We start from the raw sequence: 21,703 nt of genomic DNA, 5'->3' as shown, positions 1-21,703 counted from the left end.
CCATGAGTGACGACAAGAACGAAGAGCCAACAGACAAAAAGATCGAGGATGCGAAGAAGAAGGGCCAGATCGCGGTGAGCCGCGACCTGGCCCGGCTGGTGACGCTGGTGGCGGTCATGGAAGTGGCATTGGCGTCGGAGCGCTTGTGGAGGGGCGCCATCTTCAATTTGATGGAGGGCGGCATTTTGGGCGTGGGGCAGGACTTTCCCACCGCCATGAACAATCAGCTGATGGCCGCGCTGATCCTGCTGGCCGTTGTGTTCTGCGCCGTGTTGGTGATTTGTCCGCTGGCCGCAGTCGTGGGGCACTGGGGCCAGTTCGGCATGCTGATCGCCACCGAGGCGCTGGAGCCGAAACTGGACAAGCTGAACCCGGTCAACGGTCTGAAGCAGATCTTTTCCAAGAAGAAACTGGTCGAGCTGTTCATCACCGTGGGCAAGGCAGCGCTGATCGGCGCCATGATGTATGGCGCGATCCGCGGCCAGCTGGGCGCCATCTTCACGCTGGCCGGCGGCGAACCCAAGGACGCCTATGAAGCCTTCGTGACCCTGCTGCGCAATATCTTCCATCTCATCATCGTGGTATGCCTGGTGCTGGGAGTGATCGACTATGCGGTGCAAAAGTACTTCCACAAGAAGGACCTGATGATGGACCAGGAAGAGATCAAGCGTGAATTCAAGGAGTCCGAAGGCGATCCCATGGTCAAGGGGCAGCGCAAGCAACTGGCGCGCCAGTGGGCCAACGAAGCGCCGGCCGCCAAGACCGAGGGCGCCAATGCCGTGGTGGTCAACCCGACCCACTTTGCGGTGGCAATGTTCTATGACGCCGACGGGGCGATGGTGCCCGTGGTGCTGGCCAAGGGCCGGGATGAGGTGGCCCAGGCGATGATCCGGCGCGCGCACGACTGCGGCATTCCGGTGATCCGCCATGTCTGGCTGGCGCGCACCTTATACGCTACTTGCCGGGACGACATGCCGGTGCCGCGCTCCAGCTACCAGGCCGTGGCGCAGGTTTATGCCGTGGTGCACGAGCTGGTTGCCAGCGGCGATCTCCAGCGCGAGGTCGAGCTGGAATCGCTCGGTGAGCCGCCCGATGGCCAGCTTCCGTCGAAACAATGAGCATGGCGCGTCCCACCGACATCACCGAGCTCTCCGATGCCGCATGCCGGCTGGCCGCGGGCGGCAACCGGCCGCGTGGGCCTGCCCAGCGCCGGGCCGAGCTGCAAGCCGCCGCGCAGCCGGAGCGATACGGTCCGGAAAGCGAGGTGCCCTTGGGCGACGCGGCGCCGGGGCACGATGCCGAGCCGGAGATCGAATCGGCGCGCGCCCATGCGCCGGTGCCAATCGGGAACGGCGAGGTCGTTGTCGAGACCATCATCGGCAGCGGCGACCGCGCGCACCATCTGGCCTTGGCGCCAGCCACCGGGCAGGCGACGTTGCGCTCGCCTCGTCCGGTACGCCCACGCGCAACGCCGGGTGCACCGGCGCCTGACGAGCCGCTGGTGGCGAAGCCGCAAGCCGCGTCGCGCTTCGATAAGCGCCGGCGCTTTGGAGCAGACGCCTGCTGCGACCCGGCCTGCGCGCTCGGGTGCGGCGCACTGCATTGCAGCCGCGCGGGCGTCGAGACGCTGTGACTCCCGCGCGAGGGGAACTGCCGACGGGCTGGCGCCCACCCACTCACTGTCCAATTCAGATTTCGAGGGAGCCATCAACATGCAACAGGCCTCATGGCAGCAAAGCGTCACCCTGAATGATCCCGCCGCCGGCGGCGCCACGCGCGGCGCCGGCATCCACATCGAGGTCCAGCCCGGCGAGGCCGAGCATTTCAAGACCATGTTCGAGCAGTATCTGAACAAGGACGCCATGCGGCTCAAGCCCAACACTCATTCGCTGGGCAGCGCCCTGGCGCAGCGCACCTCGTCGCTGGCCTCCGAGGTCAAGCAAGACCAGTTATACGTATCCAAATTGCTGGAGCAAGCGACCCGTACCGGCGATTCGATGCAGCTCATGAAAGCGATGATGGCGCTGAGCGATTACCAGATCCGCGTGCAGACCATCTCCAAATGCGTGTCCAAGGCGTCGACTTCGGTCGACTCCTTGACCAAGCTCCAGTAACCGCAGAGGCCGCCGATGTCTGTTACCGCCCGCATGCTGCGCGCAAGCTGCCTGTTGCTGTTGCTGGCCGCGCTGGCGGCCTGCTCCAGGATGGTCGTCCTGCAGGCCGCGCTCAATGACGCCGATGCCAATGAGATCATCCTTGTGCTCAACCGCAAGGGCATCGAAGTCGACAAACAGAAGGGAAAGGACGGCGTGAGCCTGCTGGTCAAGGACGTGGAGCTCTCGCGCGCGACCGAAACCATGAACGCCGCCGGCCTGCCGCGTCGCAACCTGTCCAACCTGGGAGAGGTGTTCAAGAAGCAGGGCATGATCTCCTCGCCGATGGAAGAGCGTATCCGCTATATCCATGGTCTGTCGGAGGAGCTGGAGTCGACCATGCTGCAATTCGACCGTGTGGTCTCGGCCCGGGTCCACGTGGTGCTGCCCGAACGCATCGCGCCGGGCGAGCCGATCCAGCCGTCTTCGGCCGCCGTGTTCGTGAAGTACCGTCCGCCGCTGGACGAGGACGCGGTGATGCCGCGCATCCGCCGGCTGGTGGCCTCCAGCATTCCCGGGCTGGCCGGGGAGGATGGCCGCAGCAAGGTGTCGGTGGTGATGATGCCGGGCGAACCGCCCACTCCGGGCATCGAATGGACCATGCTGGGCCCGTTCACCGTGGCCGCGGCGTCCGCCGGCGGGCTGGCGCTGACCATGAGCGCCTTGTTGCTGGTGGCCTTGGCCAGCCTCGGCTACATCGGCCTGCAGCGCGCTCTGCGCCAGCCGCGGGTAGCGCGGATGCTGGCTGGCTTCGCCGCCCGGCGCATCAAGAAGGCGCAGGAAAAGGCGCAGGCCGCCGAGGCAACCGCGGGACGCGGCACATGACGCCGGTTGCGCCGGGCGAGTCATTCCTTGATTGGTGGTTCGCGCCATGGTCCTATGCCCGCGGCTCAGTACTGCCATCGAACCGGAGCGCGCTGGGGCGGCGCGACGCTTATCGGGACTGGTGCCGGCTGGCCGGCGTGACGCCGGATCTGCCCGCGCGCGGCGACCTGCGTTGGCAGATCGAGATCCGCGATGGCGACCAATTCAGGCATGCGGCCACGCTCTATGGCGGCCTGTTTGCCGCCCGCCGGCGTGATGAGGCCGACCTGGCCTGCCTGGCGCCGGCGCAGCGACGCTGGTGCCTCGGCGTAGCGCTGGCCCAGCCGCTGCAGGCGTGGGCCACGCCGCTTGCCGGCGATCCTTGTGGCAGCGGACTGGTGGAGCTGGCGTTGAGGATGGAGCGCGCCTTTCCCGGCCTGTGGTCACGCCTGCGGTTACTGCTGCCCGATCGTGAGATCGAGCGGGTCGAGCACGCGCTGCTGGCGGCGCCGTCGTCGCTTCCTTCCCAGCCGCGTGAACGTGAACGCAATTGCTGGCAGCTGTGTCTGGCACAGGCGCGCGCCGGCTCTCGTTCATCCTGGGCGCCGTTGGCGACCTGATCTTATTTGCTCAAGCGAGTCATCACGTGGAACAAGCGACGAATCGATTCTGTACCGCCGAGCTCTCCCTGCCGCATCACCTGCGTGCGCGCCACGGCGTGGTGAGCGGCGAGGCCTTCCTGGTGACTGAGGACGCCCGTGCGGCCGCCGCGCATCTGCTGGCGCAAGCCCGGGCCCAGGCCGAGGACATTCGCGAACAGGCTCGCGCCGACGCCATGGCGGCGCTGCGCGACGAGCAGGGACGCATTGCCCGCGAAGCCGGCGAACTGTTGGAGCGCCTGCGCGAACGCGAGGCCGTCATGCTCGATGGCGTAGCCGGGCTGGCCATCGAGCTGGCGCAGTCTATCTACGAGCGCCTGCTGGTCGACACCATTGCGCAGGAGCGAGTAGCGGCGGCCTGCCGGCGCGTGCGGGAAGAGGCGCCGCCCAAGCTGATCGATGCCGTTGCCTGGCTGCACCCCGACGACGTGGCCGGGCTGGCGCAGGAACATGGTTTGCCCTGGGAGGTGCGCGGCGACGCCCGGCTCGCACCCGGCAGTTGCCGGCTGGAGGCCGCCAGCGGTGAATGGCGCGCCGAATTCGCCCTGGCGGCCGAGGCCTTGCGCGCCGCCTTGTCCCAGTGGATGGCGGGAAGCCACAGCGAGCCTGACGAGACAGAGGAGGGCGACGGCGAACAAAGTTGAGACTTTTCCGGGCGAACCGGGCAGACACTGGGGTTACCTATCCAGGAATCCATCTTAGTCAACCGCCTGCCGCAGGCAAGTCGTCTGCCGGTCCGGCCACGTCCAGGAGAACAGCATGTCAGCCCAGCCCAATCCCTTCCTGCAGAACCTGCGCCAGCTCAATTCCCGTTTTGACTCCACCGCCCAGGAGCTGGCCGATTTCAACCGTCGCCAGGCCGACGGCGAACATCCCGATCCCGCCGAATTCATGGATCTGCTGAGCAAGCAGTCCGTGACCCGCACCGCCATGGCGGCCCAGTTCGGCCTGACGCAAAAGCCGCTCAAGACCGTCCTCAACGAAACCCGCTGAGGCGATGGTTTCCCAGGAAACGGAGCAGTGGCTGCAAGGGCTGCCGCTGGGCGAGCCGATCGACATCGGCGGCGAAAGCGTGTGCCTGCTGGTCGATGACGACGGCGCCGAGCTGGTGCTGGTGCTGCTGCGCGAGCCGAGCCAGGTGCAGATTGCCGAGGCGATGCGCAGCGGCTTTCAGTGCGCGCTGGAATTCGACGGCGGCCTGGCCATTGCAGAGGACAGCGGGGCACTGCTCTTGAACCGCTGGCTGGCCCAGGCCGAAAGCTGGGTCGATGCAGCCGAAGCGCTGGAAGACCTTCTCAACCAGGCCAGTTTGTGTCGGGCGGCGATGAAACCGTCGCCCGCGCGGCCGGCGCAAGAGTCGAACCGGGCCGAGCTGCGCATGCGCGCGGCCCTCAATGGGGGAACATCATGAAAGCGCGAGAGATCATCAAGGCCTGGAGCATGGGCGTGCTGCTGGCCGGATTGCTGTTGTGGGGCACCACCTTGCACGCCGCCGTGCCGCCGGCCTGGAAGGACGGCGGCTTCTCCATCAGCGCCAACGGCATGACCGTACGCGGCGTGCTGGAGGAGTTCAGCCGCACCTATGGCGTGCGCCTGAATCTGAGCACCGACGGCGGACAGATCGTCAAGGGCCGTCTCAAGGCCGACAATGGCGTCGAATTTCTCAATCGGCTCACCGGCGCCCACAGGATGCGCTGGTTCGTCTACAACGACACCTTGTACGTGACCCCGGCGGCTGACAATACCTCATCACGCATGCAGGTGGGGGAGGATGCCGTCATGGACGCCAAGGCTGCGCTGGTGGGTCTCGGATTGTTTGACGAACGCTTCGGCTGGGGCGAACTTCCCGATGAAGGCGTGGTGATCGTCAGCGGCCCGCGGGCCTATGTGGATCTGGCGCGAGAGGTGTTGATGCCGACCGGCAAGAAGGAGAAGCTGCGCGGACGGCAGATCATGCTGTTCCGCCTGAAGTACGCCAGCGCCAACGACCGCGTCATCAATTCACGCGGCAAGGCCGAGACTATTCCCGGCATCAAGACCATCCTGACCAATTTGCTAATGGGCGCGCATGGGGGCGAAAAGGTGACCGGCAACAGTCGTTTCGACGCAGACAGCCGCAAGCGCTCGCGCACCGGGCGCATCGGTCGCGCCGATAGCGGCGACGCGGGGGGCGAGGCCGGCGGCGAACGGTTTGCTCCGCTGTTCGCACCGCCGGGCGGCAATCGCAACCAGCTCATGGCCGGCAACGGCGGCGAGGCCTCAGGCGCAGCGGCGACGCCCGCCCAGGAACCGGAGGGCAAGCAGCAGCCGCGCATCGAGGCCGATTCCAGCCTCAACGCCATCATGATCTATGACGATATCGCCAAGCGCGACATGTACGCCTCCCTGATCAATCAGCTCGACGTCAAGCCGCAGCAGGTCGAGATCGAGGCCCTGATCGTGGATATCGACCGCAGCCGCCTGGCCGAGATGGGCGTGGAGTGGGGCGCGCGGGCCGGGGTCGTCAATACCACGGTCAACGGCACCACCACGCAGTCCAGCGGCACCGACCTGCCGTTGCCGGGCGCGACGCTGCTCATCAGCGACGCAGCCCGTTTCTATGCACGTCTGAAGGCGATGGAATCCAATGGCGAGGCGCGTGTTCTGGCGACCCCCACCGTGCTGACGCTGGATAACGTAGCTGCCGTGCTCGACCTTAGCCAGAGCGCTTACGTGTCCCTCATCGGCGAACGGGTTGCGGACATGTCAGACATTACCGCAGGCACCATGTTGCGCGTGATCCCGCGCATCATCGACGACGGCGGGCAGACGCGTGTGCGGCTTGAGGTCGACATCGAGGACGGCGCGCTCAACAACGGTAACAACGACAACGGCTCCAATTCGTCCGGCGCCAACGGAGCATCCACCATCGCGGCCAGCGTGACCCGTTCGACCATCAACACCCAGGCCATCATCGATGCGCAGCAGACCCTGATGATCGGCGGTTATCGCGCCGAATCGCTCATTCGCAACAAGCAAAAAGTGCCTCTGCTGGGCGATCTTCCCGGGGTGGGCGGCCTGTTTCGCAGCGAGTCGCGTTCCAATAGCACCCGCGAACGCTTGTTCCTGATCACGCCGCGCATTACAAGCTTCGATGGCTCGCGCCTGGCATCCAATACCAACGCAGCTCGCTCCGGTAATGGATCGGGTTCCCCCGCGCACACGGCGCCGCCGACGGCGCCCGCAAATGCGCCTGGCATGCCCAACGCGCCGGTGCCCGCGCCGAACCAGACCTCGCAGCCATTGCCGGCGCCCGCTGGAGCGGCGACGTCCGGCGGCGCTCCGCCGGTCATGCTGCCCTTGCCGGCAGGCGCCCCGGCGCCCAGAGCGGAGCAAGAAACCACGTCGGCGCTGGCGGGCGCCGGACCGTCCGGCGGATCGCTGATGGGGGTACGCATGCCTTTGCGCAAGACCGCCAATCGATGCGCACGTCCGGGCAGCGTCGGCATGCTGTAGGCGGTGAACGTAGAAAAATAATTGGCCATCGATGGAACCGGCGCGGTGGCCTCGCGCACTCATGAATAGCCAGCCAGGCGCCGGTCATCTGTCGATGAGCGTCGGGCCGTAGCAAACACGCAGCAAGAAGACAGCAAGAAACAAGGGGCCACCGGACGGATCGCAAAGAATGGATCGCGGACCGGGAAGCAAGATGGCCGCCATGCAGTTCCAGGCGGTCATATTTGTTGAGAAATTTTTCCCGGCTTTTCGTTAATATCAGCGACAAGCTTGGCAGACGGGGCGCAACAAACGGCCCTGCCAGGAAGTATCCCATCGCGAGGCGTACCGCGCCGATGCAGAACTCGCTTGTCGCAATGACAGGCGATGCGGTGAGGAAGATGCAACTGTAGCAATCATCAAACGGCACCAATCAGCAGCAACCGAACGTACCAGAAGGTCGGCGATATCGATGGCGCCGGCGGCCGTCGTCCGCCGGTGGGCCCAGGACTCCGCATGGAGCCGGGGACGGTGTTTGCCTTTTTTCTTAAACGATGATGTTCATGGGAAGCATATGAATCGCACGATCACAGCAGGCAAGCATCGCAGTGGAGCCATGGGCGCCGCCTGCGTCCTCATGTTCCTGGCAACCTTGGGCACGGCGGGAAATGCCCGCGCCGCCGGCATTTCGGCGCCGGCCGATGCCGTCCCGTCGCTGGGCTTCCCGGGCGCCGCCGACCAACGTTTCGAACTGCTGGCCGGCGATATCGGGCTGGCCGACGATTGCCTGACGCAGGGCCCGGCCGTCGATACGGTATTCATGCTGGCCAAGGCGGAGATCGACAAGAAAACCGTACGCGACAGCGCCACCCGCAAGAAGGAGCGGGCCGAGACAGTCTCCGGCGCGGGCGCCACCAGGACCGATGCGGCACCGGCAGCCGCCGGCGCCTTGTCTGGTTCGACCGAGGCATCCGCCGCGCCGGCTGCAGTGGGCCTGGCCGCCAGCGCGACGCGCGACTGGGAAATCATCGTTTCCGACAAGACCCTCAACGCCACCATGGCGCGCTGGGCCGCCGCCGCCGGCTGGCAATTGCTGTGGGAACTACCGGTGGACTATGCGGTGGAGGCCCGCACCCGCGTGACCGGCACATTCGAGGAGGCGGTGTCGATCGTGGCGCGCAGCATGGAACGCGCCGAGATTCCGATGAAGGCAGTGTTCTACCAGGGTAACAAAGTCTTGCGCATCATTGCCAAAGGGAGCGAGTAATGAAAGTGGCATCCATGAAATTACCGATACTGTTGCCGCTGGTGGCGATTATTGCGGGTTGCAGCGCGTTAGCCGACCGCATCGAGGGCAGCGTCAACCAGGAAGGCGAGCGCGCCACCCAGCTGAGTCGCGATGTCGGGCGCACCGCACCGGGCTCGGTACTGCCGTCGACCCCGCTGGTCAAGCACGAATCGGGCATCTGGCTGGGTAAAACCGCGATCAAGCTGGGTCAGCCGTCACTGCCGCCGATTTTTTATGAGCCGACCACCTTCGATCGCACCATCAACTCGCTCACCGAACTGGCTGAACGCATCACCTTGCGCTCGGGTGTGCCCAGCAAGGTGACGCCGGATGCGCTGGAAGTATCGTCGGCCGCGTTCCGCCTGCGCGGCGGCGCCATGCCGACGCGTGCAGCCTTGCCGGGCGCGGCTCCGGCCGCAGGGGCGATCGGCATGCTTCCCTTGCCCATGGGAACGCCCGGTGAGGGCCATAGCAGCCCGGTGCAGCCGGGCCGCGGACCGGCCGCCAATACCGGCCAGACCCAGCCGACATTTACCGACATGCCCAATGGCGTGCGCATCGCCTATAACAGCGGTTCGCTCAAGGGCCTGCTTGATACGGCCGCCGCACGCTTTGGCGTGTCGTGGAAATTCAGTGAGGGCGTGATCCAGTTCTTCCACACCGAATCGCGCAACTTCCAGATCAGCGCGATCCCGGGAGACTCCACCTTCTCGGCCACCGTCACCAGCGGCGCAACCTCGACCGGCGGTACCGCCGGCACTAGCGGCGGCGGCAGTGGCAGCGGAGGCGGTGCAGGCGGAGGCGGTGCAGGCGGAGGCGGCGGGGTCAATGCCAACAACACGCAAAACACCGCCGTGGCTTCCAAGCTGTCGGTCTATACCGGTATTGAGTCTGCCATCAAGGTGATGCTCTCTGCCTATGGCAAGGTGCTGGCTTCGCCGGCGACCGGCTCGATCACGGTGGTGGATACCCCCGATTCGCTGGAACGCATCGCAACGTACATCGACGGCGAAAACAAGTCGCTGTCGCGCCAGATCGCCATCAACGTCACCGTACTGTCAGTCACCTTAAGCGACGACGACCAGTACGGCATCAATTGGAAGGCGGTATACAACAGCCTCAACAGCACCTTCGGCATCTCCAATGCTTACGAGGGCGCCTTGAGCACCGGCCTGGTGTCGTTCACGGCGGGCATTCCGGCCGGTGGAACGTCGGGCTTCTCCGGCAGCCAGGCGGTGATCCAGGCCTTGTCGCAGCAAGGCAAGGTCCGACGCCAGACCACCGCCTCGGTGGTTACGCTCAACAACCAGCCGGTGCCGGTGCAAGTGGCGCGCCAGACGACTTATCTGCAATCGCTGCAAAGCTCGCTGGTGGCGCAGGTCGGAACTACCACCTCGCTCACGCCCGGGGTGGTGACGGCCGGATTCAACATGAGCATCCTGCCGCACATGCTGACCAACGGTACGGTGATGCTGCAGTTCTCGACCGATATCTCGACGCTGCGCCGTATTCGCCAGATCACGGCCAGCACCGACTCCACCGGCAGGGCGACTGCGCTCATCGAGTCGCCCGAGCTGGACACGCGCAACTTCTTGCAGCGCGTAGCGATGAAGTCCAACGAGACGCTGATCATCAGCGGCTTCGAACAGACCGACGAGAATCTCGGCCGCAGCGGGGTCGGCGATCCGAAGAACCTGCTGCTGGGCGGGGGCGTCTCGGCGACCACCAACAAGGAAGTGATCGTGGTGCTGATCACACCGGTGGCCATGGGCGCCGCCTCGTAAAGGGTTGCCATGGCCAGCATCGTCACCACTCTGGACAAGCACAAGTTCGTCGGCGGCTTGTTCTGGCAGTCCCTGTCCAAGCCGCGCGAATTGAACCGCGAAGCGGCCGACCTCGGTCGCAAGATCGACTCCGATCTGATGGTGATCCGTATGGATCACACCACCGCGCAGGCCGGTTTTGCGCAATCGCGCGAAGGTATCCGACGCGGTATGTATTCGCTGGCGGCCGTCGTATCGAAGACGCTGGCCATCGAAGGCGCGTTTTACGACGGTGAGCAGCAGCCGGTTCACAACTGGCTGGGCGCATTCAAGCTGCCGGAAGGAAACTGGATCTACTTCGCCGTGCGCGACGCCAACTTCTTGCCCAATGGTGACTTCGTGGGCAGCAAGGAGGAGGTGCTGGACCGCTTGCATAACGACTACGCCCTGGGTGGATGGAACGTGGTGTTGGGAGAGGAGGAACTCAAGCCCTTCGGCTTCCACAACTTCCAGCCGCGCGACATCCGCAGCTTCATCCCGCAGCGCGCGGACGGCAGCCTGCGTATCCACAAATGGTGGGGATTGCGCCAGATCGGCGGTCGACCTTCGTGGGTACCGATGGCGGCCGCCGTGGCCGGACTGGCTGCCGTTTCGCTGGCCGGCGCCTGGGGCTGGCAGCTTTACCAGAAGAAAAAGGAAGAGCACGAACGCGAAATCGCCATGCAGCAGGCGCGCGAACGCATCCTGAGGGAAGCCTCGGCGGCGGCCCGGCCCTGGTCCAAACGCGTGGCGCCGGCCGTGCTGGTGCGCGCCTGCCAGAAGCAATTCGCGCATCCGACCGCAGGCGGCTGGCTGCTGGATTCTTATACCTGCACCCAGGACCAGCAGGCCTATGTCTGGAAGCGCGGAACATCCTCCATCGCCATGCTGCGCGAGCAACTGCCGGAGGCCCAGGTTGATGCCTCGGGCGAGCGCGCCAGCTACGTGCGGGCGCTCAAGCTGGCCGCCGCGCAGAACGAGGATCTGCAAGAACAGCGGCAGGCGATGGAACAGGTGCTCTCGCGTATGCAGATGATGGGGGTGCCGATCAAGGTGATGGCGGCGCCCACCCCGCAGCTGCAAAGCGGGGAGCAGCAATGGCAGCCTAACTGGCGCAGTTATCTGTTCAAGCTCAATGCCGCCGGCATGGAGCCTCAGGAAATCGCCGCAATTCTTAACCGGCCCGGGGTGCGGGTCGACAAGGTGTCTTATCAAGGATCCGAATGGATCATGGAGGGAACGATCTATGCAAAGTAAGCATTTCAACGCCTTGTTCAGCGTGGCCATGGCCGCGTTCGCCGCCTCTTGGTCCACGCCGTGTGCGGCCGAGACGACCTCTGAAAGCCTGACCCGCATCGAGGCCGAGACCATGGTCTTGAAGGCGCGGGAAAAGCAGCTGGAAATCCAGGCCAGCATCGTCGGCAGGCAAAACGAAATCGCCGCCAAGCAGAGCCTGACGGCGGCGATGAACCAGGCCGAGGTGGTGGGCGATCCGGTGGTGAGGGCTATCGAAGGCATCGGTGGACGCATGTATGCGACCTTGCAGATGAGCGACGGCAGCATCGTCGATGTGCAACAGGGCGATACCCTGCCGGGCGGCATGAAGATCGTCGCCATCGGCCAGCGCGAGGTGGTGGCGCAGTCGAACGGCCGTCGCCTGCGGTTGTCGGCCTATGCACCGCCTGCCAATGGCTTCAACCCGAATTTCCCCGGCCCTGGCCTGGGCATGCAAGGAGCGGCGCTACGGGGAGCAGCAAGATGAAATTGCGCTTGCCACGTCGCCGCGAACAGGCGCCGGCGCCCGCCGGCGGCGCCATCGAGGTCGTCCCGGGATTCGACGGCACCGAAATCCTGAGCCACTCCGGCGTGCTCGAAGCCGGCCAGGAAGAACGAAAGCTGCTGTGCCTGCTGGCCGACGGCCGCTTGTTGGTGGTTGCCGGACAGGAGCTCAACCCGCATGTGCAGTCCTACATCGGGCGGCTGCAGCGCCTGGGGCAACCCTACCAGCTGGTGCCCGGCGATATCGCGGTGATCTATCGCATGAACCGCATCAGCGTGCGCATCGGCGGGCCGCAGCCGGAAGAGCGCCACCAGGAGCACACCATGATGCAGGTTACCGCCAAGGACCTGCTCAACAAGGCTTGCCGTTCGCGGGCGTCGGACATCCATCTGCGGGTACGCAAGAATTGCACGGAAATCTATTTCCGCATCCACAACGACCTGGTGCAGGTGGGCGGCCAGACGCGTGAATACGGCGAACGGCTGCTGGCCACGCTGTACGGCGCCATGACTTCGGTCTCGGACAGTTCGTACAAGCCGACCGAACGCCAGGACGCCGCCATCGCCGATCGCGACAAGCTGCCGCCGGCGCTGTATGGCGTGCGTATCGCCACGGTGCCCACCAGTGAAGGTTCGGTGATGGTGCTGCGCCTGCTCTACAACGACGCCGGCGACAACATCGATCTGCGTCCGCTCGGGTTCTCGGAGGCGCATGCGACGGCGCTGCAAAAGCTCAAGGAACAGCCGGTGGGCATGAACATCATCAGCGGCCCGACCGGCTCCGGCAAGTCGACCACGCTGCAGCGCGTGCTTTCGGGAGAGATTATCGAGGCCGAGGGCAAGCTGCACGTGCTGACCATCGAGGATCCGGTGGAGTACCCGATCGACGGCGCGGTGCAGACCGCTGTCACCAATGCCGGCAGCGAGGAGGAGCGGTCGCGCGCTTTTGCCGCCGCCATCTCGAACGCCATGCGGCTCGATCCGGACACCATCATGATCGGCGAGGTGCGCGATCGCGCCACGGCGCAGAACGCGCTGCGGGCCTCGATGACCGGTCACCAGGTCTGGACCACGGTGCATGCCAACAGCGCGCTGGCGATCGTCGACCGGCTGCTCGACCTGGGCCTGCCGGCCAGCCTGGTGGCCGATCATGCGGTGGTGACGGGCCTGATCAGCCAGCGCCTGGTCAAGAAGCTGTGTCCGTGCTGCCGCGTGCCGCTTGCCTCGCGCCCTGACGCGCTGCCGCCGGCGATGCTGGCGCGGGTGCGCCAGGCGGTGTCGCCCAGCCTGGAAGGCGTATGCGTCACCGGTGCGGGCTGCGAACATTGCTCCGGACAGGGCACCGTCGGGCGCTCCGTGGTGGCCGAAATCATCATTCCCGACGACCACTTCTTCCGCCTGGTACGCCAGGGCGAGAAGAGCGAGGCATTGCAATACTGGATCGGCGAGTTGGGCGGCAAGACCATGTTGTCGCATGCCATCGACAAGGTGGCGTGCGGCGAGCTTGACCCGCGCATGGCCGAGAAAGTGGTCGGTCACCTGATTTACGAACGCGCGCCGGTGGCGCCGTTTCTGACCGTGGTGGAGGGGCGCAGTGCTACCTGATCTGAACCGCTGGTGGGCCAGGGCCCAATTCACTGACGCCTCGCGTCTGCGTCTGTATCGCAAGATGTCCAAGATGCTGAGCAACGGCTTGCCGTTGCTCAAGGTGCTCGAAGAGTTGCGCGACCGCGAGTCTCACTACGGCAAGAAACCCAAGGAGCCGCTGGCCATCATTCTCGACGATTGTCGCCGCAGCGTGCAGAACGGGCGACTGCTGTCGGAGGCGCTGGAAGGATGGGCGCCGCGCGCCGAACAGATGATCCTGATGGCCGGGGAGCAGTCCGGCAAGCTCGAAGGCACGCTGGTGGCGGTGGTCAACGTGGTGCAGGCGCGCAAGAAGATCCATTCGGTGATCGTGGGCGGCATGGCGTATCCGCTGGCGATCCTGGGACTGGTGCTGTCCTACGTCTACCTGTTCGGCGCCAAGGTGATCCCGCAATTCACCTTGATGATGGATCCCGCCAAATGGCATGGCGCGGCGCGCTCGCTGTATCTGCTGTCTCTGTGGGTGCAGCAGTGGATGGCCTACACGCTGGTGGGTCTGGCGGTGGTGATCGTGCTGCTGTTCGTTTCGATGCCCCGCTGGCGCGGCAGCCTGCGCATCTGGGCCGACCGCGCGCCGCCGTATTCGATCTATCGGCTGATGGTGGGCAGCGGTTTCCTGATGGCGTTCTCGGCGTTGCAAAGCGCCGGCGTCACGGTCGAAAAGGCGCTCATGCGCTTGTCCGGCGTGGCCCAGCCGTGGCTGCGTGAACGCCTTGACGGGGCCTTGTTGGGGGTGCGTTCGGGGCTCAATTGCGGCGAAGCCTTACGCAATACCGGTTATGGATTTCCGTCGCGGGAGGTCATTGACGATCTGTGCGTCTATGCCGAATACAAAGGCTTTGCCGAAGCCTTGAAGTTGCTGGCGGACGAGTGGATGGAGCAGGGGGTGGAGATGATTTCACTGCGTATGAAGGTAGTTAATGGTTTTGCGGTCGTGACAATGGCCGTGGTCATCGGCTGGCTGGTGATCGGGTTCTTTGGCATCCAGCAGGAAATCGCGGCGCTTGCCCGTGCGCATTAGCAATGCGACATGGCAGGGAACGCGAAGTTTTTCAACATGTTTTACCTGGCACTCAACTTTGATAGGGGTTCATCATGCAAGACGAAAAAGTAAAAGGCAGCCATCGACAAGCAATCCGTTCGGACAACCGGCAGCAACGCCAGCAAGGCGCCTCGCTGCTGGAAGGCATCGCCTACCTGGGGATCGCGGCGATCGTGGTGATGGGGGCCATTTCGCTGCTGACCGGGGCATTCAGCAGCGCCAAATCGAACCAGGCCAACGAAGAGGTGATCGGCCTGCGCACCGCGGTGCGCAAGCTGTATATGGGACAAACCTATCCCACCACAGCGGTGGTCGATACCCTGATTGCTGCCAAGGCCGTGCCCGGCACGCTGGCAGTGGACGGCACCACCCTCAAAAACAGCTGGGGCGGCACGGTGGCCGTGGCCGGTAGCGGCACCGGTTTCACGATTACCTATCCCCAGGTACCCAAGGATGTCTGCGTGAGCATGCTCTCGGGCGCCAACGGCTGGACTGCGGTCAACGCCAACGGAGGCACTGCCATCGAGTCCTTCCCGGTAAGCGCCACCCAGGCCACCGGCCTTTGCACTGCTTCGGACAACTCGGTTGTCTATACGTCAAGCTGAGCATCAGGCTATCGCCCAGTCTGCTGTTCCAGCGTTCCAACCTTGCCGCCGGGCGTCGCGCCGGCGGCACGCTTCGCGAAGGAGTCGCGCATGTGGAATGTCGTGGTGCTGGCCGTGATGATCGCGGCCGCGGGAGTCTACACCACCCGTAATTTCCAGACGCTCGGCCAGGCGCATGAGCAGCTGGCGTCCGCCGATGCGGCCGAGATGGGTGTCTATCGCAATGCCGTGATCGACTATTTCAGCGACCACAATGTGCTTAACGCCAGCGTGTCGACTGCCACGCTCAAGAGCGGCGGTTACCTGCCGGCCTGGAGTCGGCTGTACCAGCAGAGCGCGCCGCTGACCTGGGCCAATTTCCGCGATGCCGGCGGTGTCATCTATGTCTACGGCACCAGCCTGCCGCCGCAAAACCTGGCGGCCGAACTGGCCAGGCTGGCGAACAACTCGGTACTGCTGGGCATCTATGACAGCACCCATACCACCTTGCAGTCTCCCGTGTACGGAGAAACCGACATCCCGGTGTCGGCGATTTCCTCGATGTCGATTCCCAATGGCGCGCCGGTATGGCTCGCAATGACGAAATGAACAAGATACCGACCAGATTGCCTTCCCAGGCGCACCGCCAGCGCGGTATCGCCATGATTGAAATACTCGGTGCGCTTGCCATCGGCGCAGCCCTGGTGATGGGCCTGTCGAGCGTGATGGATACCTCGCTGGAGGATGTAAAAGGACAGCAGGCGGCGTATCACCAGTCGCAAATCGTGGCCGCGTCGCAAAAATACATTGCCGCCAACAGCGGCAGCTTGCAGGGTTCCTTGCCGGCGGCGTCTTCGCTGGTGGCCGTGGGCGTGCCGCAACTGATTGCCGGCAAGTTCCTGGCGGCCGGCACGCTGACCAAGAATGTCTACGGTCAGACACCTTGCCTGCTGATTCGCCAGCCCGACCCGGTGGGAGCGCCCGGACAGTTCGACGCCATGGTGGTCACCAGCGGCGGCACTCAGATCCCGGCAAAGGCGATCGCCATGATCGCCGCCAGCGCCGGCCCCGGGGGCGGCTATATCAACACTACCGATCCCGGCAACGCCCGCGGCAGTAACTGGAGCAACAGCACCGCGCTATATCGCAGCACCACCTGCAGCGGAGGCAGCAACCTGACGGGCGGCAGCGGCGACGGCGGGCATCTGGCCTCCAATTTGTTCTATGACGGACCGGGGCAGGTTGCCACCGACTTCCTGTACCGCAGCGCGGTACCGGGCCGTCCCGAGCTGAACCGGATGAACACGCCGATCCGCATGGCCAGTGCGGCGTTGGTATCGATCGGTTCATCTTGTCTCAACAGCGCCGGCGTCGCCGAGGCCGGCATGGCTATCGATACCGCCACGCGCGGCTTGGTGGTATGCGGCACGGCAGGCGTTTGGACTTCACCCTCGCAATGGAAGAGCCCGGTGGCCAGCTATGCGGGCTTGCCCGCCTCGGGCAACGGCATCGGTGATGTGCGCATGGTGACCGGCCTGTCGCGTGCCTTTACCTTTAACGGCAGCAGTTGGGTGGCCCTGGCGGTGGACCAGAACGGGAACCTGAACGTGCCGTCCACGATGACGGCGGCCAATGTGCGCACGACCCAAAATATCCTGGCCGATGGAACCATTCATGCCGATCAGGACATTAGTACAGGTGGGTCCGTGTCGGCCGACTATGACATCAGTGCGGCGCACGACGTCAATGCCGCGCATGCGGTCAATACGGTCGACCTGTACGCCGCCCATAACGTGGTGACGGAAGGGCTTCAGGTGAACCGCTGGGCATCCAGCCCGGCGTTCACGGTCGGCATCAACTATTTCGTTGCCGGCGCGCCTTGTCACTATTCGGAATGGGACCCATGGGAAGGCACGACGCACATTACGTTCCCGGTAGGGACGGTGGTCATGGATGCCAATTATGTGCCGCTGATATGCGGCGTGGACAAAACGATGAGATACGCAAATGGAACCTATTCACCCTGAACCATCAATTTGGCGCAAACGCCTGATATGGCAAGCCGTCGCGCTGATGCTGGCTGCGCTGGCCTATGCCCCGGCGCTTGCATTGGCCTGCTGGAACGAGACCGCCTCCTGGTATGGCGTCAACGTGCACCTGCTTTACGCTATCGCCAAGACGGAATCGAACCTCAATCCGAACGCCATGAACAAGAACAAGAACGGCAGCTACGATATCGGCATGATGCAGATCAACAGCAGCTGGCTGCCTACGCTGCGCAAATATGGCGTAACCGAAGAAAACCTGCGCGATCCCTGCGTGAACCTGCAGGTCGGCGCGTGGATCCTGGCGCAGAACATGCAGCGCATGGGCCTGACCTGGGATGCCGTGGGCGCCTACAATGCGCGCAACCCCAAGCTGCGCGTGAAGTACGCCCAGAAGGTCTACAAGAACATACCGCAGGAGGCGATTGCCCAAGCAGCGCAGTGAGAGGCGCCGGCTTGACGCATCATGAGATGCACGGGGAGGGGATCGGTGAGAAAAGAGATGGGAAAACACTGATTTTTAGCTCGCCGCCTCATTTTTTGCTCAATGCCGCGGGCTTGAAACGCCCGTGGCATGCACCATTAACCCCCGATCGTTGAACATCCTTGAACATTTGCGACGCGCGAAGCAGGTATAGTAGACTCCTTCGCTGGCGTCTCACCAAACGCCGTCAATCAAGACAAAAAGTGCTAACAAATCAGGTGGCTGAATGTCAAATGATCTTTTCCTCGCCCGGGACCTGCAAAGAGAACTGCTGGCGCTTGTCAATTCCTCCCAGACGTTTTCCGATATCCATATCGAGCAGGATCAGCCGCTCATGCTGAAGACCCCGCGAGGGTGGCAGCCGGTGCATGATGTGCCGGTGGCGATCGAAAACCTGGCGCCGCTGCTGTCGGCGATCGACGAAGACTGGGAAGACAAGATCATCGACGGCGCGCTCGATTGCCCCTATGTGTTGGGCGAATGGCGGCTGCGCTGCAATATCTACCGCATGGCGCGCGGGAGCAAGGTGGCCGTATCGATTCGCCGCTTCCCGCTGGAACCGCTGGCGCTGGAACGCACCGGCCTGCCAAGCTATGTGAAGACCGTGCTGGAGGCGACCAAGGGCATCATCCTGGTCACTGGTCCGACTGGTGCCGGCAAGACCACCACCATCGCGTCGATGCTCGACTATATCAATGCCACCCGCCACGGCCATATCATCACGATCGAAGAGCCCATCGAATACGAACTGCAACGCAAGCAGTCGATGATTTCGCAAAAGGAAGTGCCGACTGACACTGAAAGCTTTTCCTCTGGTCTGCGCGAGGCGCTGAGGCAAAAACCGGATGTGTTGATGGTGGGGGAGATCCGCGACTTCGATACTGCCGACACGGTGCTGCATGCCGGGGAATCGGGCCATCTTGTGCTGGCGACGTTGCACACCAGCAGCGCAGTGCGCGCGATCACAAAATTGTTGGGATTCTTCCCCCAGGAACAGCGCGCCCAGCGGGCTGCGACCCTCGCGGAAAGCTTGGTGGGCGTGATTTTCCAAAGCCTGTTGCCGTCCGAGGACGGCGAACACCACGTGATGGCCAGCGAGATGGTGTTCAACAACAACCAGCAGATCGCGCCCTTCATCAACGATCCGGCCAAGCTTCATCTGATCGGTGACTTCATGAAGCGCAAAGAGGACAACATGTCGCGCAGTCTCAATGAAGTGCTGCTGCAGCTGGTGCACAAGAAGAGCGTGTCGGCGCGCGACGCATTGCGGGTGGCATACAACCGCCTTGAATTGCACGAGATGCTCAACAGCGCAAAGCGCTGAATCCCGCGTCGGGCCGGGCTGGCGCTCGCCTCCCGCAGTCACGCTATCTACGGCCTCCTTGCGAGGCCGTATTTTTTTGCCGCCGTTTTGCCTCAATGATGCTCACCGGCCGGAACCGCAATGCCTGCCAATGGCACCCATGGGTTATTCCACAACGAGGGGAACCCCATGTCCAGAAGCCGCTTTATCGAACTGACCAACGAATTCTGTGAGATCGCCCATATCGATCAGCCCGAGCTGATGGCGCAGGGCAATGCCATCGAAGTCGATGGCGTCGATTTCTTCGTGCAATACGATGAAGAGCTGTCCCCCGACCACCTGATCGTCTATTGCGACTTCGGTCAGCCGCCGCAGGCGCGGCTGCTTGAGGCCTACCAGGCTTTGCTTGAAACCAACATGCTCATCTATGCGGCCAACTCGCCCGCCTTCATGCTGGGTCCCGACCAGCGCGTGGCATTCGGCTATCAATGCCGCCTCAATGAACTGCGCGCCCCGGAGTTGATGAACATCTTCCTGAACCTGGCCGAGCAAGCCCGGGACTGGCGCACCGACCACTTCCTGGACGCTTGACCTTCATCCCACCACCTTCCATCCAAACGAGGAGCCGTCATGGGTCCAATCAACGACAACACGAATATCACGGCGGGCTATTTCCACCACGTCGACGATACCAGCAAGACGGCGACCGCGCGACGGGCGACGTACAACCCCAGCCCCAACAACAAGATCACCAACAAATTCGCCCGCATGGACATGCCGCGCATGGCCGGGATGGTCAACGCGGTGCGTGACTTTGACCTGTCGATCCGGCAATCGTGGAACCGCAATCGTCTGAACAGTGCGCGCAACAAGGTCGACGACCTGCGCGCCAAAGGCGAAACCGGCGACAAGATGCAGCGCCTGCAGGAGTCGGTTGGCCGCCGCGAGCACAAGGACATGCGTCTCGTGGACAAGCGCTCCATCGGCAAGGCAGCGGTGCAAAAAGCCCTTAATGACGAAACTGAAATGGCCCAGGAAAACCTGCAGGCTCATCTCCGGTCGCTCGATTACCAGCCTTTGGAGGGGCTGCGCGATGTTGAGCACGAACGCGTGACCAGTCGCTACCTCAGCTCCGTCGACGACGGCCATCGCATCAAGATCCATTCGGACGGCCCACCGCGCCTGGCCGCCATGGTGGCCAACCAGGTCAGTGCCGACCATGATCGCGGCGCGAGCGGGATTTCCCGGCGCGCCCGCAGCACCATGCAACACGCTCTGGTCGGCATCAAGGGCGCCAGCCTGTCGCTCACGGGCGGAGTGACAGGGGTCATGGCCGGCAGCCGCATGCTCGATCAGGGCAGCCGCGCCCGCATGGATGTCAGATCGGCCCGCGCGCGCCAGGAGCGCGACATGCTCAAGGGGGCGTTGGGCGGCAACGAGGCGCTTAATGCATCCTATCGCCAAACCGTGGAGCAGCAGATCGCCGATGCCGCAAGGCGCCAGGCCGCCAGCGAAGGTCAGAATGGACAGGACCTGCCGACCTACGTAGTGCGGGCATCGCAAGATGGCATCAAACCGCCGCAGACCCGTTTCTGGGATCGCAAGGTGAACCAGTTCTATTCCCCCAGGCCGCTAGCTCCTGCGACCGGCGAGGCAGCCACCGACGCGGCGAGCGACGCCTCGAGCATTCACTCCTTCGACGAGAAGGAGGCGGAGGAGCAGCAGACGGTCCAACGCAAGCCCGGCAGGCTGGCGCGCTTCGCGCTGGGGGTAAGCAACCTGCGCAACAAGCGCGCCTTGCAGCGGGCGGGGGCAGAGGTGGCGATGGCCAACGCCAAGCTGGCGGGGTTCCCCGATTCGGAAAAGAAGGAGGCCTATGAGGCCGCTTGGCAGCGCAGCCACACTGCGCTGGACAAAGCGTCCCACGCTTATGCGACGCGCCGCTCGGCGTTCCAGGGCAAGCTGATAGAAACGCTGCAGCAGGCAGAGGTACGTGACTATCAGCAGACCTCCTTCCCCGAGCAGACCCATTTGAGCGGGAACCTGCCATGGCCGCGCCGCCCCGGCGACGAGCGTGACGATCCGTAAGCAAGGAGACCAGCATGTTGGACCTGACCCAATCACAGCCGCCGGCGTGGATGAATTTTCGGCGCACCCGCGTGGTGCGCTGGCAGGAGATAGAAGACATGGTGCGGCCCCATCTGCAAGAGATCGCCGCGCGTTACGACCTGCTGGTGGCCATCTTGCGCGCCGGCAGCCCGGTGGCCGCGCTCATTGCGCGCCACACCGGCATGCCGATCGATTACCTGGTGTGCAGCAGGCGCAACGCCGAGCCGCATTTCCTGGACGGTTCGGCGCGTTCTCCCCGCGGTCGCCGCATCCTGCTGGTGGACGACGTGTGCGGCAGCGGCTGGACATTCGAGCGGGCGCGGGCGCATTGCGCCTCGTTGGGCAATGTCACCGGCACTTTCTGCGTCTATCGCTGCGATGCGCCCGACATGTACGTGCCCGACTACAGCTTGCCGGCCTCGCCCGAGGATTACCTGCGCTGGCCCTGGGAGTACCAGGCGGAAAGCGAAATGCCTGCGGCGTACGCGCCGGTCGCGGCCTGACTGCTGTCGCGCACGTAGCATCCGCGG

Annotated in this window: 23 protein-coding genes; all 23 read left to right on the top strand. The window is 64.1% G+C overall.

Annotation, left to right across the window (positions count from 1 at the left end; translation table 11 throughout):
- Positions 1-2: 2 nt before the first annotated feature.
- The gene (sctU, locus tag J8I26_RS04285; RefSeq protein ID WP_209604341.1) at positions 3-1,118 is read left to right on the top strand and encodes a type III secretion system export apparatus subunit SctU; all 1,116 of its coding nucleotides are present in this window, start codon (positions 3-5) and stop codon (positions 1,116-1,118) included.
- Between the two features lie 2 nt (positions 1,119-1,120).
- Complete coding sequence (locus J8I26_RS04280) at positions 1,121-1,633, top strand: hypothetical protein (RefSeq protein ID WP_209604338.1); 513 nt, start codon at positions 1,121-1,123, stop codon at positions 1,631-1,633.
- A gap of 79 nt (positions 1,634-1,712) precedes the next feature.
- Complete coding sequence (locus J8I26_RS04275) at positions 1,713-2,114, top strand: EscI/YscI/HrpB family type III secretion system inner rod protein (RefSeq protein WP_209604335.1); 402 nt, start codon at positions 1,713-1,715, stop codon at positions 2,112-2,114.
- 15 nt (positions 2,115-2,129) lie between these two features.
- On the top strand, positions 2,130-2,978 hold the full coding sequence (sctJ, locus tag J8I26_RS04270) for a type III secretion inner membrane ring lipoprotein SctJ (protein ID WP_209604333.1): 849 nt from the start codon (positions 2,130-2,132) through the stop codon (positions 2,976-2,978).
- Positions 2,975-3,577 carry a hypothetical protein gene (locus tag J8I26_RS04265; RefSeq protein WP_209604331.1) on the top strand — a complete coding sequence of 201 codons (603 nt, stop codon included), beginning with the start codon at positions 2,975-2,977 and terminating at the stop codon, positions 3,575-3,577. Before sctJ ends, J8I26_RS04265 begins: the two co-directional genes overlap by 4 nt.
- Before the next feature lie 26 nt (positions 3,578-3,603).
- Positions 3,604-4,260: a FliH/SctL family protein gene (locus J8I26_RS04260; RefSeq protein WP_209604330.1), complete on the top strand. Its 657-nt coding sequence runs from the start codon at positions 3,604-3,606 to the stop codon at positions 4,258-4,260.
- Positions 4,261-4,375: 115 nt separating this feature from the next.
- Entirely contained in the window at positions 4,376-4,609 is a 234-nt protein-coding gene (locus J8I26_RS04255) for a hypothetical protein (protein WP_209604327.1), read from the top strand.
- A gap of 4 nt (positions 4,610-4,613) precedes the next feature.
- Positions 4,614-5,027 (top strand): hypothetical protein, encoded by a 414-nt coding sequence (locus J8I26_RS04250; RefSeq protein ID WP_209604325.1) that lies wholly within the window; start codon positions 4,614-4,616, stop codon positions 5,025-5,027.
- Positions 4,928-7,111 carry a type III secretion system outer membrane ring subunit SctC gene (sctC, locus tag J8I26_RS04245; RefSeq protein ID WP_348635275.1) on the top strand — a complete coding sequence of 728 codons (2,184 nt, stop codon included), beginning with the start codon at positions 4,928-4,930 and terminating at the stop codon, positions 7,109-7,111. The genes J8I26_RS04250 and sctC overlap by 100 nt, the downstream gene beginning before the upstream one ends.
- A gap of 616 nt (positions 7,112-7,727) precedes the next feature.
- Positions 7,728-8,357: a toxin co-regulated pilus biosynthesis Q family protein gene (locus tag J8I26_RS04240; RefSeq protein ID WP_245200044.1), complete on the top strand. Its 630-nt coding sequence runs from the start codon at positions 7,728-7,730 to the stop codon at positions 8,355-8,357.
- 14 nt (positions 8,358-8,371) lie between these two features.
- Complete coding sequence (locus tag J8I26_RS04235) at positions 8,372-10,162, top strand: PilN family type IVB pilus formation outer membrane protein (protein WP_245200043.1); 1,791 nt, start codon at positions 8,372-8,374, stop codon at positions 10,160-10,162.
- A 9-nt stretch (positions 10,163-10,171) separates the two neighbouring features.
- Positions 10,172-11,437 (top strand): type 4b pilus protein PilO2, encoded by a 1,266-nt coding sequence (gene pilO2 / locus J8I26_RS04230; protein ID WP_209604319.1) that lies wholly within the window; start codon positions 10,172-10,174, stop codon positions 11,435-11,437.
- Positions 11,427-11,942, top strand: coding sequence for a type IV pilus biogenesis protein PilP (gene pilP, locus J8I26_RS04225; protein WP_209604317.1), 516 nt, complete (start codon positions 11,427-11,429; stop codon positions 11,940-11,942). Before pilO2 ends, pilP begins: the two co-directional genes overlap by 11 nt.
- Positions 11,939-13,564, top strand: coding sequence for an ATPase, T2SS/T4P/T4SS family (locus J8I26_RS04220; protein WP_209604315.1), 1,626 nt, complete (start codon positions 11,939-11,941; stop codon positions 13,562-13,564). The genes pilP and J8I26_RS04220 overlap by 4 nt, the downstream gene beginning before the upstream one ends.
- A complete protein-coding gene (locus tag J8I26_RS04215) occupies positions 13,554-14,627 on the top strand; it encodes a type II secretion system F family protein (protein WP_348635274.1) in 1,074 nt (357 codons plus the stop codon). Before J8I26_RS04220 ends, J8I26_RS04215 begins: the two co-directional genes overlap by 11 nt.
- Positions 14,628-14,701: 74 nt before the next feature.
- Entirely contained in the window at positions 14,702-15,253 is a 552-nt protein-coding gene (locus tag J8I26_RS04210; RefSeq protein ID WP_209604313.1) for a type 4 pilus major pilin, read from the top strand.
- 90 nt (positions 15,254-15,343) lie between these two features.
- A complete protein-coding gene (gene pilM / locus J8I26_RS04205) occupies positions 15,344-15,841 on the top strand; it encodes a type IV pilus biogenesis protein PilM (protein WP_209604311.1) in 498 nt (165 codons plus the stop codon).
- Positions 15,820-17,259, top strand: a complete 1,440-nt coding sequence (pilV, locus tag J8I26_RS04200) for a shufflon system plasmid conjugative transfer pilus tip adhesin PilV (RefSeq protein WP_245200042.1) — start codon at positions 15,820-15,822, stop codon at positions 17,257-17,259. Before pilM ends, pilV begins: the two co-directional genes overlap by 22 nt.
- Positions 17,260-17,305: 46 nt before the next feature.
- Complete coding sequence (locus tag J8I26_RS04195) at positions 17,306-17,722, top strand: lytic transglycosylase domain-containing protein (protein WP_245200041.1); 417 nt, start codon at positions 17,306-17,308, stop codon at positions 17,720-17,722.
- A gap of 265 nt (positions 17,723-17,987) precedes the next feature.
- Positions 17,988-19,085 carry an ATPase, T2SS/T4P/T4SS family gene (locus tag J8I26_RS04190; protein ID WP_209604306.1) on the top strand — a complete coding sequence of 366 codons (1,098 nt, stop codon included), beginning with the start codon at positions 17,988-17,990 and terminating at the stop codon, positions 19,083-19,085.
- Positions 19,086-19,253: 168 nt separating this feature from the next.
- Positions 19,254-19,655, top strand: coding sequence for a CesT family type III secretion system chaperone (locus tag J8I26_RS04185; protein ID WP_209604304.1), 402 nt, complete (start codon positions 19,254-19,256; stop codon positions 19,653-19,655).
- A 39-nt stretch (positions 19,656-19,694) separates the two neighbouring features.
- Positions 19,695-21,152 (top strand): hypothetical protein, encoded by a 1,458-nt coding sequence (locus J8I26_RS04180; RefSeq protein ID WP_209604302.1) that lies wholly within the window; start codon positions 19,695-19,697, stop codon positions 21,150-21,152.
- A 14-nt stretch (positions 21,153-21,166) separates the two neighbouring features.
- Positions 21,167-21,676 (top strand): phosphoribosyltransferase, encoded by a 510-nt coding sequence (locus tag J8I26_RS04175; protein WP_209604300.1) that lies wholly within the window; start codon positions 21,167-21,169, stop codon positions 21,674-21,676.
- Positions 21,677-21,703 lie beyond the last annotated feature (27 nt).

The sequence above is a fragment of the Herbaspirillum sp. LeCh32-8 genome, assembly GCF_017814915.1.
Classification (GTDB): domain Bacteria; phylum Pseudomonadota; class Gammaproteobacteria; order Burkholderiales; family Burkholderiaceae_D; genus Herbaspirillum.
This window is presented reverse-complemented; position numbering and strand designations above follow the sequence as displayed.